The sequence below is a fragment of the Azospirillum sp. B2RO_4 genome, assembly GCF_051124815.1.
Lineage (GTDB): Bacteria > Pseudomonadota > Alphaproteobacteria > Azospirillales > Azospirillaceae > Azospirillum.
In genome coordinates, this window is sequence record NZ_CP118487.1 from 246904 (window position 1) to 263089 (window position 16186).

Consider the following 16186-nt stretch of genomic DNA (forward strand, 5'->3'; position numbering starts at 1 on the left):
TCTGCGGACTTTCTGAAACTGTCCTACGGTCCGACCGGTGCCGGTGCCTACTCCGATGGCGATCAGCCTCCAGCCGTTCCACGAGACTCCGATCCTCACCCCGCTCACCGGCGACACCGACGCGAGAGACCCCGACGCGATGCACCGATCTTCGGCCACCCCAATGTCCCCGACCGATCTGCGCTATCGCGAGTGTCTCGACAACGCGCGCCGGGTCTGCGCGGCCGGGACGGTGCCGACCATGCTGGTGATCGGCGGGCCGGAGATGGCCGCCGTCCGCTGCAACGAGGCGCTGGCCACCCTGCTGAACCAGCCCCGCGCCGCCACCCGCGACGAGAGCGGGCCGACCCTGCTGTCCGGCGGCTGGCCGGCGGTGGCCGAGGCGCTGCGCCCGCTCTACGGCACGGACGGCCCGGCCATGCCGCCGGAGAGCGCCCCGCTGCAGCTGCCGACCGAGCCGCCCTTGAGCCTGCGCGCCACGCCGCTGCTGGTCGACGGGCGCGTGGTGGGGGTGCTGGCGACGGCGACGCTGGACGGCGCCATCGCAAAGCTGGAGGAGGCGATGCGGGCGGAGGTGGCGCGGACCACGGCGGCGCGCTCCCGCTTCCTCGCTTCGGCCAGCCACGACCTGCGCCAGCCCTTCCAGGCGATGCGGCTGTTCCTCGACGCCCTGACCACACAGGTGCAGGACAACGCGCGGGCGAGCCGCACCGCCGGCATGCTGGCCAACGCCATGACGGCGGGCGAGCAACTGCTGAACGCGCTTCTCGACATCTCCACTCTGGACGCCGGCACGGTGGAGGCCGATCTGCAGCCGGTGTCGCTCGACGCGATGCTGCAGTCGCTGGCCGAGGAGTTCCGTCCGCAGGCGGAGGAGAAGGGCCTGCGCCTGCGCGTCCATCTGCCCTGCCGGGCCTTCACCCGCAGCGATCCGGTGCTGCTCGGCCGCATCGTCCGCAACCTGCTGGCCAACGCCATCCGCTACACCCAGCGCGGCGGCATCCTGCTGGGCCTGCGCCGGCGCGACGGCCAGTGGCGGATCGAGGTGTGGGATACCGGCTTCGGCATTCCGCAGGACAAGCTGGATGTCATCTTCGACGAATTCCACCAGCTGACCAACCCGGCCCGCGACCCGACGCGCGGCCTCGGCCTCGGCCTCGCCATCGTGCGGCGCCTGTCGGTTCTGCTGAGCGCGCCCATCGACGTGCGGTCGCGCTCCGGCCGCGGCTCGGTCTTCGCCGTCACGGTGGACCGGCTGGACGGGGAGGGGGCGGCTGCCGACACCCTGTCGGCGACGGCATCGGCCGACCACGGGGCGGCGGCCGTGCCCTTGGACGGCATGCGCATCCTGGTGGTGGACGACGACAGCATGGTGCTGTCCGGCCTGCTGCTGACCCTGGAAAGCTGGGGCTGCGCCTTCGTCTCCGCATCCAACATGCGCGAGGTGTTTGCGGCTGTCGATGGGCTGGAGGGGCCGCCCGACGCCATCCTGACCGACCTGCGCCTGCCGGGAAAGGTCTCCGGCTTCGACGTGATCGACCGCGTGCGCAAGCTGTTCAAGGCCGACATTCCGGCGGTGGTCCTGACCGGCGAGACCGCGCCCGAATCCCTGCTGGAGGGCCAGCGCCGCGGCTGCGCCTTCCTGCACAAGCCGCTCCACCCCGGAGAGTTGCGCCGCGTGCTGGAGGAGGTGCGGCGGGACGGGACGGCGGGAATGGCCCATTAGTCCCCTCTCCCCCCCGGGGAGAGGGTTAGGGTGAGGGGGAAGCGCAACGAGGACTCTTGGGAAAGGCACGCGGTGCCACCCCCTCACCCCGACCCTCTCCCCGGGGGGGAGAGGGGGTATCTCCGATTGCGGGCCGCCGGTCCAGATCAGCCGAATAAACGACCACGCCTTCCCGGTCGGCAATGTTCGAAAGCGACCCTGCCACGCCGCGCTTGCGTTCGAATACCGAAGCACGGCAGGCGACGATGTCGACCGCCCGGTGATAGGTCCTGCGGGCTTCGTACTTGCTTTGCCAGGAAAGCCGTTCCGGCGGCGTATCGTCCTCGACGATAACGAACAGGTCGAAGTCACTGTCGCTTCCGGCATCGCCCCGCGCCTGCGAGCCGAACAGGATCACCTTCCGCGGCTGGAAATGGGCGATGACCGGGCGGAGCAGTTCGTCCGGCACCGTCGGCGTGGGAGGGTGGCTGTCTCGTTCGGCGCCCTGCATATCGTCCTCACTGAAGCCACTCCAGTTTAGCAGGTCCGGCGCATTACCCTCAATCCCGGGGCGGGCTCTGCAGATACAGCACCAGCAGCCGCACCAGGCTTTCCAGAGCGTTCGCATGGATGCGCTCGTAGCCGTGCGAGGCGTCGATGCCGAAGCAGACCAGCGCCGTGCGGATGTCGTTGCCGGCCTCGATAGCCGACGCGCTGTCGCAGCGGTAATAGCGGAAGACGTCGCGCTGGTGCGGGATGTTCTGCGCCTTGCACAGCGTGATCAGCGAGTGGGTCAGCGCCATGTCGAACGGGCCGGTGCTGTCGGCCATGGCGATGGTGACGCCGTATTCGCTGCTGTTCTGGCCGGGGGCGGTGGTGCCGTTGTCGATGGTCACCATCTCCGCCACGTCCTGATGCAGGATCGAGGACGCGCCCGATCCGACCTCTTCGGAGATCGTGAACAGCAGGTGGCAGTCGACGGGCAGGGCGGCCCCGGCATCGACCACCGCCTTCGCCGCGCCCAGCATCACCGCCACCCCCGCCTTGTCGTCGAGATGGCGCGAGACGATGAAGCCGTTCTCCAGGAATTCCGGCTGCGGGTCGATGGCGACGATGTCGCCGATGTTGAAGCCGTGCTCCTCCAACTCCGCCCGGTTGCGGCAGGGGGCGTCGACGCGCAGTTCCACCTGCTGCCAGGTGACCGGCTGGCTGTCCACCTCCTTGTTGAAGGTGTGGCCCGACGCCTTCAGCGGCAGGATGGTGCCGCGCCAGGGGCCGCGGTCGGTCAGCACGGTGCAGCGCGCCCCCTCGGCGAAGCGCGACGACCAGTGGCCGATCGGCACCAGCTCCATCCGGCCATTGTCCTTCAGCATCTTCACCTGGGCGCCCAGCGTGTCGACATGGGCGACCAGCGCCCGGTCGGGACTGGCCCGCACGCCCTTCAGGTCGGCGCGGATGGCGCCGCGCCGTGTCAGCTCGTAATGGATGCCCATCCGCTCCAGCTCGGCACAGCACAGCCGGACCACGTCGGTGGTATAGCCGGTCGGGCTGGGCGTGGTCAGCAGCCGGTAGAGAATGTCGGTGACATAGCCCATATCGATGGGCAGCGGCACGGCCATGGTCGGTTTTTCCTCCTGCTGAAAGTCCCCTCTCCCCCCCGGGGAGAGGGTTAGGGTGAGGGGGAAGCGTGGTGACCCCTTACCGAGAATCCACGCGGTGCATCCCCCTCACCCCGGCCCTCTCCCCGGGGGGGAGAGGGGGGGCCTACAGCACCCCCCGCGTCTGGGGAAACAGCAGGTCGACGAAACGTTCCGCCGTCGGCTGCGGTTCGTGGTTGGCGAGGCCCGGCCGCTCGTTCGCCTCGATGAAGACGTAGCCCGGCCGGTCGGGCGCCTCCACCAGCAAATCGAACCCCACCACCGGGATGTCCAGCGCGCGGGCCGCCACCGTCGCCACCTCCACCAGTTCCGGGTGCAGGCTGTCGGTCACGTCGTGGATCGTGCCGCCGGTGTGCAGGTTCGCCGTCTTGCGCACCGGCAGCACCTCGCCGGCCGCCAGCACGTCGTCCAGGCTCTTGCCGGCGGCGGCGAGGCAGCGGTCGGTCTCCGCGTCCATCGGGATGTGGCTTTCCCCGCCGGTGGCGGCGGCGCGGCGGCGGCTCTGCGCCTCGATCAGTTCGCGCACGCTGTGGGTGCCGTCGCCGGTGACCTCGGCCGGGCGGCGCACCGCGGCGGCCACCACCTTCTTGTCGATGACGATGATCCGCAGATCCTGCCCCTCGCAGAACTGCTCCAACAGCACCGTGTCGCAATGCTGGCGGGCCGACGCGATGGCCTTTTCCATCGTCTCGGCGTCGCGCACGTCGACGGTGATGCCGCGCCCCTGCTCGCCGCGCGCCGGCTTGATCACGACGCGGCCATGCGTTGCCAGGAAGGCGGCGTTCTCCTCCGCGCTCCCCGCCACCGCCTGGGCCGGCACCTTCAGCATGGCGCGTTCCAGCACGCGCCGCGTCACCGCCTTGTCATCGCAGCGGCTCATGGCGACGGCGCTGGTCAGCTCGCTGAGGGATTCGCGGCAGACCACGCTGCGCCCACCCCAGGTCAGGCAGAAATAGCCGGCCTCGGCATCCACCACATCGACGCCGATGCCGCGCCGCCGCGCCTCGTTGACGATGATGGTGGCATAGGGGTTCAGCCGCTCGCCCGGCTGCGGGCCGGTGAACAGCCGCTCGTTGATCGGGTTCTTGGTCTTCAGCGCAAAGGTCGGAATCCGGCGGAAATTCAGCTTCTCGTACAGCGCGATGGCGTTCTCGTTGTCGTGCAGCACCGACAAATCGAGGAAGGCCCGCCCGCGCGCCTGCACATGCTCCGCCACGGTGCGCACCAGCGTCTCGCCGATCCCCGGAAACGACGCCTGCGGATCGACCGCCAGGCACCACAGCGAACTGCCGTTTTCCGGATCGCCATAGGCATGGGCGTGGTCCACCGCCGTCACCGAGCCGATCACCTCGCCGCTGGCATCGTCGCAGGCGACAAAATGGGTCAGCACCCGGCTGTTGCGCGACGCCACCAGGAAGGAGGAGGAGACCGGGACCATCCGCCGCCGCGCATAGATGCGCTGCACGCCCTCGGCATCCTCGCGGGTGCGCAGCCGGCGGACGCTGTAGCCCTTGGGCCGCCGCCGCGACGGCCGGTAATCGGTCAGCCATAGGCGGAAGGTGTGGGAGGGGTCGAGGAACAGCTCCTGCGGCGCGCGCGACAGCGCGACATGCGGGTCCTGCAGATAGAACACGATGTCGCGGGTGCCCGGCGCCTCCTGCCGCAGCGTCTCGATCATGCGGTCGAGATCGCCGAAGGTGTGGGCGAAGATCAGCCGGCCCCAGCCGCAATCCACCACCACGTCGGCGCGCGGCGCGTCGGCCTCGGTCTCTCCGGCCGGCGGACGGCCAGTGTAGCGCCGGGTGTGGCGCAGGGTGGCGCTGGCGGCGCGTTCCAGCCGGTGCGGTTTCACGCGGGCGTAGCTCATTGGGATCCCCCTGATCGTCGGATGCGGCTCCTCGCTCGGAAAACGCCGCCGGACGCGGATCGGTCCCGCGCCCGGTCGGTTGCCGGCGGAGCGTTCTTAGCTTTGATGGACCGCTTACAGGCCCTGTTCCTGGAACCAGAATTCCAGCAGAGCCACCTGCCACAGCTTCGACCCGCGCAGCGGCGTGATGTGGCTTTCCGGATCGGCCAGCAGCCGGTCGAGATACTCGCGCCGGAACAGGCTGCGTTCGCGCGCCACCGGGGCGTTCAGCACGTCGCGCACCCGCTCCAGGAAGGGACCGCGCAGGTATTTCAGCGCCGGCACCGGGAAATAGCCCTTGGGCCGGTCGATCACCGCCGCCGGCACCACGCGCCGCGCCGCTTCCTTCAGGACGTATTTGCCGCCGTCCGGCAGCTTCATTTCCGCCGGGATGCGGGCGGCCAGCTCGACCAGTTCATGGTCGAGGAAGGGCACGCGCGCCTCCAGCCCTGCCGCCATGGTCATGTTGTCGACCCGCTTCACCGGGTCGTCCACCAGCATGACGGTGGTGTCGAGCCGCAGCGCCTTGTCCACCGGCCGCTCGGCGCCGGGCATGGCGAAGCGCTGTTCCAGCCAGCGGCGGGAATGGTTCTCGCCGACCAGCCGCGGGTCCAGCGCCTCCGCCATCTCCGCCTGATCGCGGTCGAAGAAGACGCGGGCGTAATCGCCGACGGCGTCCGTGCTGTCCAGCAGCGGCGGATACCAGTGATAGCCGCCGAACACCTCGTCGGCGCCCTGGCCCGACTGCACCACCTTCACATGCTTGGCCACCTCCTGCGACAGCAGGAAGAAGCCGATGTTGTCGTGGCTGACCATCGGCTCCGACATGGCGCGGACGCAGTCGGTCAGTTCCGGCAGGGCGCGGGCGCTGTCGACGAAGAGGCGATGATGGTCGGTGCCGAAATGCTTGGCGATGATGTCGGAATACTGGAACTCGTCGCCGCGCTCGTCGCCCACCGTCTCGAAACCGATGGAGAAGGTTTTCAGGCCGCTCTGCCCGTTCTCGGCCAGCAGCGCGGTGATCAGCGAGCTGTCCAGCCCGCCCGACAGCAGCACGCCCACCGGCACGTCGGCGACCAGCCGGCGGCGCACCGCGCGGGTCAGCGTCTCCAGCACCAGTTCGCGCCAGTCGGCGAAGTCGCGCCCCTCGTCGCCGGACTGCGGCCCGAAGGTCAGCGACCAATAGCTGTTCTCGCGCCGGGTGCCGTCCGGCTCCAGGATCATGACCGTGGCCGGCGGCAGTTTCCGCACGCCCTTCAGGATGGTGTAGGGCGCCGGGACGACGGCGTGGAAGCTCATGTAATGGTGCAGCGCCACCGGATCGACGTCGGTGTCGATCCCGCCCGACGCGACCAGCGCCGGCAGCGAGGACGCGAAGCGCAGGCCGCCGGGAATGTCCGCCAAGTACAGCGGCTTGATGCCCAGCCGGTCGCGGCCCAGCACCACCCGGCCGCTGTCGCGCTCGTGGATGGCGAAGGCGAACATGCCGTTCAGTCGCTTGACGAAATCCGGACCCCAGGCGTGATACGCCTTGATCAGGACCTCGGTGTCGCCCTCCGAGAAGAAGCGGTAGCCGAGCCCGACCAGCTCTTCCCGCAGATCGCGGTGATTGTAGATGCAGCCGTTGAAGACGATGGCGAGCCCCAGGGCCGCATCCACCATCGGCTGCTGCGATGCCTCGCTGAGATCGATGATCTTCAGCCGGCGGTGTCCGAAGGCGACGCGCCCATGGGCGAACAGGCCGTGGCCGTCCGGCCCGCGGGGCGCCAGTCTGTCGCACATGGCCTGGACGGCCACCGTGCTGGCCGCCTCGCCGGCCTTGAAACGAATTTCACCACTCAGTCCGCACATCGGCTGTCGAGCCTCCTCGTTGGTTCAGGACGAAGGGGCGCTCGACCCGCAAGAAGGGCCAAACACCGGGGGCGCCGGCTGCGGAATGCGGCCGCCACCCGTTGCGAGCGATGGACGATGCTCCGATCGCAAAATCATTGCCGGCACCCGCGCGCATAACGCCGCGCACCGCCCGAGGTTCCATGAAGAAAGACCGCCGGGCATCACCGCTCGCAGCCGGCCGTATAACGACCGGGACTGCTTAGATAGGGATGGAGTTCCAATTTTGCCACCGTTTGTGGACGGCGGAATTCTCCCTCTCCCCCCCGGGGAGAGGGTCGGGGTGAGGGGGATGCACCGCGAGGATTCTCGATAAGGGGCCGCCACGCTTCCCCCTCACCCTAACCCTCTCCCGGGGGGAGAGGGGACATAAAGCTCCGGCTACAGCCCGAAAAAGCCCCGCAGCCGTGCCAGCAGCGCCTGCGATTCCGCCGGCGGCGGCGGGGTGACGCCCTGTTGGCGCTTGGACTGGCTGACATTGCGGGTCTGGCGTTCGGCCATCAGTTCCGCCAGCCGTTCCGCCAGCTCGGGCCGTCGCCGCAGCACCGGGTCCAGATGGCCGCGGGCCAGTTCGAACACCACGGCGTCGGTGCAGGCGACGACCGACGCGCTGCGCGGCTGCCCGGTCAGCAGCGACATCTCGCCGAACAGGTCGCCCGGCCGCAACCGCGTCAGGTGGACCACGCCGGAGCGCTGCCCATCCTCCGCGTCCGCGGCGCTGGTGGCGGCGACCTGGACGTCGAACACCCCCTCGGCGATGACGAACAGCGATTCGCCGGCGTCGCCCTGACGGACGGCGGGGGTGCCGGCGGGGATGTGGAACTGGCGCATCGCCTGGGCCAGCGCGTCGACCTCCTTGTCGTCGAAGGCGTCGAACAGCTCCAGCTGGCGCAGCAGCCCCCGCCGCAGCGTGCCGCCGTCGGGCGGCCCCGGTTGGCGCCGGCGGATCTCCTGCTTGGGTCGGGCCGGCTCGATCCCGGCGCGGGCGAGGTTGGACAGTGCCGCCGTCAGCACGGCATCGCGCACCATCGACACCCGCCCGCCGTCGTCGGTCCAGAAGCGCGCCAGATAGGACACGCCGTTGGGCGTCACCGCCTCGACGATCACGTCCGGCCGCGGCGTGGGCAGCACGCCGTCGGCACAGAGCATCGCCGACAGCAGGATGCGCTTGGCGCGCTCCACCGGCACCTCCTGGTCCAGCAGGATCGGGACGGAGGCGCGGAAGGCCGGGTTGGGGCGGCTGTAATTGACGAAGCGGCTGCCGGCGACGATGCCGTTCGGCACGACGATGGCGGTGCCGTCGCTGGCGATCAGCCGGGTGGCCCGCCAGTTGATCTCGTCCACCCGCCCCGCCACGCCGGGCGACAGCTCCAGCCAGTCGCCCAGCCGGTAGGGATGTTCGATGTTCAGCGCGATGCCGGCGAAGATGTCGGCGATCATGTTGCGCAGCGCGAAGCCCAGCACGGCGATGGCGACGCCCGAGGTCGCCAGCAGCCCCGTCACCGGCTGTTCCAGCACGAAGGCGAGGATTGCCAGCACCGCGACGCCATAGACGAAGAAGCGCAGCAGGTCGGCCAGCAGCCGGGGGATGCGCGGCGGCCGGCCGCCGTTGCCCGCCGCCAGCATGTCGATCACCCGCGCCCCGCCCCAGGCGGCGACCAGCCACGCGGCCGACGCGACCGCGATGTCGAAACCGCCGCTCAGCGGCAGCCCGACGAAGGGCTCCAGATGGCTGTGCAGCCAGGGCTTGGCGGCGACCAGCGCGGCCAGAAGGGCCAGGACCAGGGCAGGGGCGGACAGACGCCGCAAGGCGTTCATCGACGGGGACTCCTCGGCCGCCGGCCAACCTCGGCCGGGCGAGGGGCGACGATGGCACGAGCACGCGCCCTCCCGTCAAGCGGTCAATTGAATCCGCTCAATCGAATCAGAGACTTGACCGTTCAGACGCTCGCCGGACCCGGCAAGGCCCGCGGGTATCCCATCACGAAGCCGCCGATCACCGGATCGGACCCCGCGACCATGCCGGCGAAGGCATAGGCGCGGCACAGCACCGCCAGCGCGGTGTCGGCATTGCCGCTCTTGCGCCGGAAGGCATCGCCGTCGCGCAGATCGGCGAACTCCCCCTGCCAGAAGGACGGATCGTCCAGCGGGCCGAAATTCATCGCCCAGAAGCCGAAGGACCGTCCCGTCCGTTCCCACCGGCCCAGCACCGCCATGTTGCAGTGCCGCTCGTCGTGCGAGATGCGGTCGAAGAGTTCGTTCACCGCCTTCGGCTCGCCCTCCAGCACCTGAAGAAACGTGCCCTCATGTTCGATAAGGAAGCCGGTGATGCCCAGACGCCGGTTCTTTGCGGAACTTCGTACGCAAATGTCCGCCAATGCCGAAAAAGGCAGCAGAGAGACCGCATCACTCCGGTAGAGCAGAGTCAGCATGGCGTTCCTCCCATTTTTACTTATGAAAATGGCGAGGAAACCGCTGCGTGGTAACCCTTTCTTTCGTAGAGTCGGTGTCGCAGCCGCTGGGCATATTCCGAACCGGATGGGTCTCAGCGGCAGGTGTGGAAGGTCCCCATATCAAGGTGGAAGTGGTTGCGGTGGGCCTCGTTGTAGTCCGGTCCCAGCACCACGTCGAAGAAGCGGCAGGCGCCGTCGCGCACATCGCGCAGGAAGGCCGCTTTCCGGCCGTCCGGCTTCACCTCCCAGTCGCCCAGCACGCCCACCCGCGTCCCGTCGGCCAGCACGAAGGCGGCAAGGTCGATGGCATTCGCGGTCGCATGCTCGCTGCGCCGCCCCGACGTCCGGCCATAGACGTTGCGGCAGGCAAAGCTGCCGAGATGCTCGACCCGCGCCACCCGCTGCCCGAAATGCCGTTCCGCCGCCGGCTGCAGGGCGTTCGCCTCGAACAGGGTCCAGGCGGCGGCCAGCCCGCAGGTGGCGATGAAGCCGCTGCTGAACGCCACATCCGACCGCGCCACCCGCACCACGCCGCGCAGCGCGCAATTCTCATCCGAATCGCGGTCGGGCAGGGCGGTGAAGCGCAAGCCCGTCTCACCCAGCGCCGCCCGGCATTGCTCCGGCTCGCGCTCCAGCCGCGACAGCTTGAACCCGGTCAGCCAGTCCGGCTCCGCCCGCAGATCGAGCCGCGCCCACGGATCATAGCGCGCCGGCACCACGATCAGCCCGGCCCACACCCCCGCCGCCGCCCCGGCCAGCGCCAGCAGGACCAGCAGCGCCAGCCATCGCAACAGCCTCGCCATCGCCGATCGCCATCGCCGACCGCCGTCAGCGGTCGAGCAGCCCGTGCCGCCGGTGCCAGTCCTCCAGCGATTCCTCCGGATAGCGGGCGAAATGCACGTCGTTCGGCCCGCTCGGCACCTCCACCCACGGCGCCTTGAAGTCCAGCATGATGTGCACCCGTTCCGGCGGCGTCGGCAGCGGCGTGTCGATGGCCGACGCGAAGGGATGGACCAGCTCCGGCCAGGCCGGATCCTCCGCCCACAGCGCCGTGCCGCAGTGCTTGCAGAAATGCCGGTGCGACGGGCCGAGGTGGGTCCGCTCCGGATGATCGGGGTCCGCCATCGGCGCCCGCCACATCGCGACGGCCTCACGCCCCTCGACCTCCAGCGTGTCGGCGTCGCCGCCCAGATTGATGGCGTATCCGCCGCCGCCGGCGCTCTTGCGGCAGATCGTGCAGTAGCAGCGCATGTAGGGCACCGGCGTCGGCGAGTTCAGCGTGAAGCGGACGGCGCCGCAGCGGCAGGAACCGGAAAGCTTCATGGCAGCGTTCTCCTCGGAAAAATGCTCGCTCCCGCGGCTCTCGGCGGATCTCCGATCCGCCTGACGCCGTCAGCACAAACGAAGTCTGTGCGAGGGGCGGGAGAGGGGACTTATCCCCTGATCTCCCCCTCCCAACAGAACACCACCCCACATTTCACCAGCCTATTCCGCGCCGTCTCCAGCGACCCGTCCAGATCGATGGCGCGGCAGCCGTCCTCGACCACCACCGCCTCGAATCCGCAGCGCACGGCGTCCTCCGCCGAATAGGCCACGCAGTAATCCGTCGCCAGCCCGGCCAGCACCACGCGCGTAACCCCGCGCTCGCGGAGATAGCCCGCCAGTCCGGTCGCCGTGCTGCGGTCGTTCTCGTAAAAGGCCGAATAGCTGTCGATCCCCACGCGGAACCCCTTGCGCAGCACCAGCTCCGCCCGCGTGGTGTCGAGATCCGGATGGAACTCCGCCCCCTTCGTGCCCTGCACGCAATGGTCCGGCCACAGCACCTGCGGCCCATAGGGAAACTCGACGGCCGAAAACGCCGCGTTGCCGGGATGGGCGCTGGCGAAGGAGCGGTGGCCGGCCGGGTGCCAGTCCTGCGTCAGGACCACCGTGCCGAACCTTTGCGCCAGCCGGTTCGCCACCGGTACCACCGCATCCCCATCCGCCACCGCCAGAGCGCCGCCGGGGCAGAAATCATTCTGGATGTCGATCAGGACCAGCGCGTCGGCCGGTTGCGGAATGAGGGTGGGCATCGGCTGTGTCCATCCGGCGAATGAAAACGATCGCCTGGAGTGTAGGCACATCCGCCGGTCGGTTCCACCGCCCTCTCCCCAACTCAGGAGAGGGCAACAAACAAGCGCTCCCGCCAAGCGGCGGCAGCGATACGCATCACCCCATGATGTTCTCGTCCGCGATACGGCGCGGCATGTCGGTTTGATGCTGGCGGTCCTGCTTCGGCGTCTTGGTGATGCTGAAGCCGATGCCCGACAGCAGAAGGACGCCCAGCGAGGCGACGGTGACGATGTTGCAAAGCATGGCGACTGACCCTTTCCCTAACCTCTTTCGGCCACCCGTTCGGGGCAGCCAGACCCTTATTCCGCGGTCTTCCCGGCAATAGACGCCGGACGCTGCTTCATTCTTCCGTGGACTGGACCGTGATGAGGAAAAATAATCGTCCGTTATCCGGACAGTCTTTACTTCCAACACCTTGCCGGCACAGTCTGCGCGGAGCGGTCAGATAGTCCCGCAGCTGCGAACTGGCAATGGAAGCCGGCGACATATCCGCGCAGCTCAGGTTAACAAAATTGTCATGGCAGAGGTTGGGGTGGCGCCTCCATCCCCTCTCCCCGGGGGGAGCTACGGCATTCACACAATTCCAGGCATCGCTAAGCTTCTGAAACGAAAGGAACTTTGCGTCATCCCCGCGAAGGCGGGGATCCAGAAACTCCGCAATGAAACCGTTGAAACGGCTGGATTCCCGCCTTCGCGGGAATGACGCTGAAAAAGCGGTGGATGATCCTGCGGCGTGTCGGAACAATTCGGCCATTGCCTTTACGGCGTGTGCCCCCCATCCGCCGGCCGCAGCGTCACCGTCACCTTCAGCCCCCGGCCGTCCGGCCCGGCGTCCAGCCGCACCACCGCCCCCAGCCGGTCGGCGAGCGCGCGGACGATGGCGAGGCCCAGCCCGCTGCCGGTGCGTGGCGGCTCGCCCGGACGGTCCAGGCGGTAGAAGCGCTCGAACACCCGCTCGCGCTCGGCCTCCGGGATGCCGGGGCCGTCGTCCTCCACCTCCAGGACAGGACCCTCTCCAACCCGCACCGTCACCGTGCCGCCCGGCCGGTTGTAGCGGATGGCGTTGTCCAGCAGGTTGCCCAGCAGTTCCCCCACCAGCACCGGGTTTCCCACCGCCCGCAGCCCCGCGTCCCCGCCCTCCGGCTCCTCGAACCGCACCTCGATGTCCTGGGCCAGTGCCGCCGGCACCTGCTCCGCGGCGACCTCCATTGCCACCTGCCGCAGGTCGGTCACCTCAGGCGCGGCCGGCACCGCCGGCGGGTCCTCGTCGGCGCGGGCCAGCGCCAGCAACTGGACCAGCAGCCGTTCCAGCCGCTTCACCGCCCCCTCGACATCGTCCAGCGCCGCGCGACCCTCCGCGCTGTCGGTGCCGAAGCGGCGCAGCAGCGCCAGATGGGTGCGCAGCACCGCCAGCGGTGTGCGCAGCTGGTGCGAGGCGTCGGCGGTGAAGCGGCGCATGGTGCCGATGGACTGGTCAAGCCGGGCCAGCAGCCCGTTGATGGCGATCACCAGCGGCAGCACCTCCACCGGTACCACCGCAAGCGGCAGCGGAACCAGCGCCATTCCGCCTCCCGTTATGCCGCGTGCCGACCGGCTGTCGATCACCCGCCGCAGCCGCCCCAGCGGCGCCAGCCCGCGCCCGACCGCTCCCCACACCAGCAATCCGCTGCCGCCGACCAGCGCCACCTCCAGCAGGGTCAGCCACAGCAGCAGATCGACCTCCACCGCCCGCCGCCCGGCCGTGGTCTCCGCCACCTGGACCAGCACCGGCTGCGGCACGCCGTAGAGCCGCCGGATCTGCGCCGCCACCCGCACCGCATGGCCGCGATAGGTCGCATCGCGGAACACCGTGACGTTGGCCGGCATCTTCGAGATGTCCGGCAGCGGCAGGTCGAGATAGCCGGTGATAACCCCGCCCTCATGGGCGACGTTGTAGTAGATGCTGTCGCGCGCCTGGCTCTCCAGCATGCCGAAGGCGACGGCGGGCAGGTCGACCGTCACCTCGCCATTGTCGTCGTCCACCGCCAGCCGCTCGGCGATGGCCAGCGTCGAGCCGGCGAGCAGCCGGTCATGGGTCGATTGCACGAAGCCATGGATCAGCGCCGACCCGCCGACGCCCAGCCCGACCGCCAGCGCACCCAGCGGCACCAGCAGCCGGGTCAGCAGCCGGCGCCGCAGCGACGGCACCCGCTCCGGCTTTTTTGCCATCAGGTGCTTTCCATCAGGTAACCAAGCCCGCGGATGGTGCGGATCTGCGGCCCGTCGGGTTCCAGCTTCTTGCGCAGCCGGGCGACATACAGCTCGATGGCATTCGGCGCCACCGGCTCGTCGAAGCCGAACACCTCGCCGGCCAGCCGGTCCTTCGGCACCACCTTGCCGGCCCGCGTGATCAGCCCCTCCAGCACCGCCAGCTCGCGCTTGCGCAAATCCAGCGCCCGGCCGTTCAGCGTCACCGTCGCGGTGGAGCGGTCGTAGCGCAGCCCTCCGCACACCAGTTCCGGCACCGGGGTGCCCTGGCCGCGCCGCATCAGCGCGCGCACCCGTGCCTCGAACTCCGCCGGGTCGAAGGGCTTCAGCAGATAGTCGTCGGCGCCGAGATCCAGCCCCTTGACCCGGTCGGCCACCGCCTCCCGCGCGGTCAGGATCATCACCGGCACGGTGGAGCCGCGGCGGCGGATGCGGGTCAGCACCTCGAACCCCGACAGGTCGGGCAGCCCGAGATCGAGCACCACCAGCCCATAGGGCTCCGCCCGCTCCAGCCGCGCCGCCTCCTCGCCCGATGCGACATGGTCGACGGCATAGCCGGCCAGCTTCAGCGACGCGGTCAGCCCGCGCGCCAGGGCGGCGTCATCCTCCACGATCAGGATGCGCAAGCGCGGCACCCTTCGTCAGACCGGGCCATCATCCGAACGCCCCTGTTCCGTTCCGCCAACAATTTCCACTCGCGACAGATTGACGACAGGTTGGCCGCCTATAGTCACGACAAAGTCGCTTGTAAGCCCAACCAACCCGGCCCGCAACGGCGCCGTGGAAACCAACCGCAGGAGAGGAAACGATGCGCACCAAACTGGCCCTTCTGGTTGCGACCGCCCTGACGATCTCCGTTCCGGCCTTCACCGCCGGCACCGCGATGGCGCAGTCGGTCCCCGCCGGCTACGATCCCTCCTATGCCAAGGTCATCGAGGCGGCGAACCAGGAAGGCGCGCTCAGCATCTATTCCGCCACCGACGCGGCCGCCGTGTCGGAGCTCCTGAAGGGGTTCGAGGCGCTCTATCCCAAGATCAAGCTGGAATACGCCGACCAGAACTCCACCGAGATGTACAACCGCTTCATCAGCGAGGCGGCGGCCAACACCGGCACCACCGACCTGATGTGGTCGTCGGCGATGGACCTGCAGATGAAGCTGGTCAACGACGGCTACGCCCAGTCCTACGGCTCGCCGGAAACGAAGAACATCCCGGATTGGGCCAACTGGAAGAACGAGGCCTTCGGCACCACCGCCGAGCCGATCGTCTTCGCCTACAACAAGCGCGTCGTCCCCGCCGCCGACGTGCCGAAGACCCACGCCGACCTGACCAAGCTGCTGACCGAGAAGCCCGACGCCTACAAGGGCAAGGTCACCTCCTACGATCCGGAGCGCAGCGGCGTCGGCTTCCTCTACATCACCCAGGACGTGCAGGCCAGCAAGGGCACCTGGGATCTGGTGAAGGCGATGGGCCAGACCGGGGTGAAGCTCTACACCTCGTCGGGCGCGATGATCGAGCGCCTGACCTCGGGAGAGCACACCATCGGTTACAACATGATCGGCTCCTACGTCTTCGAGCGCCAGCACAAGGACCCGGACTCGCTGGGCATCGTGCTGCCGTCCGACTACACCATCGTGATGTCGCGCATCGCCTTCATCCCGAAGGGCGCCAAGCACCCGAACGCCGCCAAGCTGTTCCTCGACTATCTGCTGTCGAAGGACGGCCAGCAGGCGATGCAGGCCCGCTACATGGGCTCGATCCGCCCCGATCTGGCGAGCGCCAACCCGACCGCCGGCGTTCCGGAAAGCACGCTCCGCCCGATCCATGTCGGCCCGGAACTGCTGACCTACCTCGATCAGGTGAAGCGCCTGAAGTTCCTGAAGGACTGGCAGAAGGCCCTGCAGGGGAAGTGATTTAAACACCTCCTCTCGACCCCGCCAAAGTCCCCTCTCCCCCCTGCTCACGCGCAAACTTCGTTTGCGCTGACGCGACAGGCGGATCGAAGATCCGCCGAAAGCGGGGAGAGGGTTAGGGTGAGGGGGACGCATGGCGTGGCTTAGTTCGCCGGAAAGCGCCCCGCGTGCCCCCGAAATCCACCCCACGCCTCCCCCTCACCCCGACCCTCTCCCCGCTTTCGGCGGACCAAGGGTCCGCCTGTCGCGTCAGCGCAAACTCCGTTTGCGCGTGAGCGGGGGGAGAGGGGGAATCCCCCACGG

The 16186-nt window shown here is 69.0% G+C and carries 14 protein-coding genes; 2 read left to right on the forward strand and 12 right to left on the reverse strand.

All coding sequences use genetic code 11. The features are described 5' to 3' along the window. Positions 1-55: 55 nt before the first annotated feature. The gene (locus tag PWS46_RS18785; protein WP_434622931.1) at positions 56-1726 is read left to right on the forward strand and encodes an ATP-binding response regulator; all 1671 of its coding nucleotides are present in this window, start codon (positions 56-58) and stop codon (positions 1724-1726) included. Between the two features lie 25 nt (positions 1727-1751). Here the strand turns inward: PWS46_RS18785 and PWS46_RS18790 are convergent, their stop codons facing one another. From PWS46_RS18790 to PWS46_RS18845, 12 genes are all read right to left on the reverse strand, one after another. Further along, entirely contained in the window at positions 1752-2216 is a 465-nt protein-coding gene (locus tag PWS46_RS18790; protein ID WP_434622932.1) for a nucleotidyltransferase family protein, read from the reverse strand. A gap of 49 nt (positions 2217-2265) precedes the next feature. Next, on the reverse strand, positions 2266-3324 hold the full coding sequence (locus tag PWS46_RS18795) for an osmoprotectant NAGGN system M42 family peptidase (protein ID WP_434622933.1): 1059 nt from the start codon (positions 3322-3324) through the stop codon (positions 2266-2268). Positions 3325-3469: 145 nt separating this feature from the next. Beyond that, positions 3470-5230, reverse strand: a complete 1761-nt coding sequence (gene ngg / locus PWS46_RS18800) for an N-acetylglutaminylglutamine synthetase (protein WP_434622934.1) — start codon at positions 5228-5230, stop codon at positions 3470-3472. A 114-nt stretch (positions 5231-5344) separates the two neighbouring features. After that, positions 5345-7120, reverse strand: coding sequence for an N-acetylglutaminylglutamine amidotransferase (locus PWS46_RS18805; protein WP_434622935.1), 1776 nt, complete (start codon positions 7118-7120; stop codon positions 5345-5347). A 420-nt stretch (positions 7121-7540) separates the two neighbouring features. Next, complete coding sequence (locus PWS46_RS18810; protein WP_434622936.1) at positions 7541-8977, reverse strand: cyclic nucleotide-binding domain-containing protein; 1437 nt, start codon at positions 8975-8977, stop codon at positions 7541-7543. Positions 8978-9099: 122 nt separating this feature from the next. Next, positions 9100-9591, reverse strand: a complete 492-nt coding sequence (locus PWS46_RS18815) for a BLUF domain-containing protein (protein WP_434622937.1) — start codon at positions 9589-9591, stop codon at positions 9100-9102. A 113-nt stretch (positions 9592-9704) separates the two neighbouring features. Then, complete coding sequence (locus tag PWS46_RS18820) at positions 9705-10415, reverse strand: extensin-like domain-containing protein (protein ID WP_434622938.1); 711 nt, start codon at positions 10413-10415, stop codon at positions 9705-9707. 25 nt (positions 10416-10440) lie between these two features. Continuing rightward, positions 10441-10935, reverse strand: a complete 495-nt coding sequence (locus PWS46_RS18825) for a GFA family protein (protein ID WP_434622939.1) — start codon at positions 10933-10935, stop codon at positions 10441-10443. A gap of 110 nt (positions 10936-11045) precedes the next feature. After that, on the reverse strand, positions 11046-11684 hold the full coding sequence (gene pncA / locus PWS46_RS18830; RefSeq protein WP_434622940.1) for a bifunctional nicotinamidase/pyrazinamidase: 639 nt from the start codon (positions 11682-11684) through the stop codon (positions 11046-11048). A gap of 136 nt (positions 11685-11820) precedes the next feature. Beyond that, positions 11821-11967, reverse strand: coding sequence for a hypothetical protein (locus tag PWS46_RS18835; protein ID WP_169054973.1), 147 nt, complete (start codon positions 11965-11967; stop codon positions 11821-11823). Between the two features lie 516 nt (positions 11968-12483). Then, positions 12484-13932 carry a sensor histidine kinase gene (locus PWS46_RS18840; protein ID WP_434622941.1) on the reverse strand — a complete coding sequence of 483 codons (1449 nt, stop codon included), beginning with the start codon at positions 13930-13932 and terminating at the stop codon, positions 12484-12486. Further along, entirely contained in the window at positions 13932-14597 is a 666-nt protein-coding gene (locus PWS46_RS18845) for a response regulator (RefSeq protein WP_434622942.1), read from the reverse strand. The genes PWS46_RS18840 and PWS46_RS18845 overlap by 1 nt, the downstream gene beginning before the upstream one ends. Positions 14598-14779: 182 nt before the next feature. On the opposite strand from PWS46_RS18845, the gene PWS46_RS18850 reads away from it, so the two are divergent. Beyond that, a complete protein-coding gene (locus tag PWS46_RS18850) occupies positions 14780-15883 on the forward strand; it encodes an ABC transporter substrate-binding protein (RefSeq protein ID WP_434622943.1) in 1104 nt (367 codons plus the stop codon). Positions 15884-16186 lie beyond the last annotated feature (303 nt).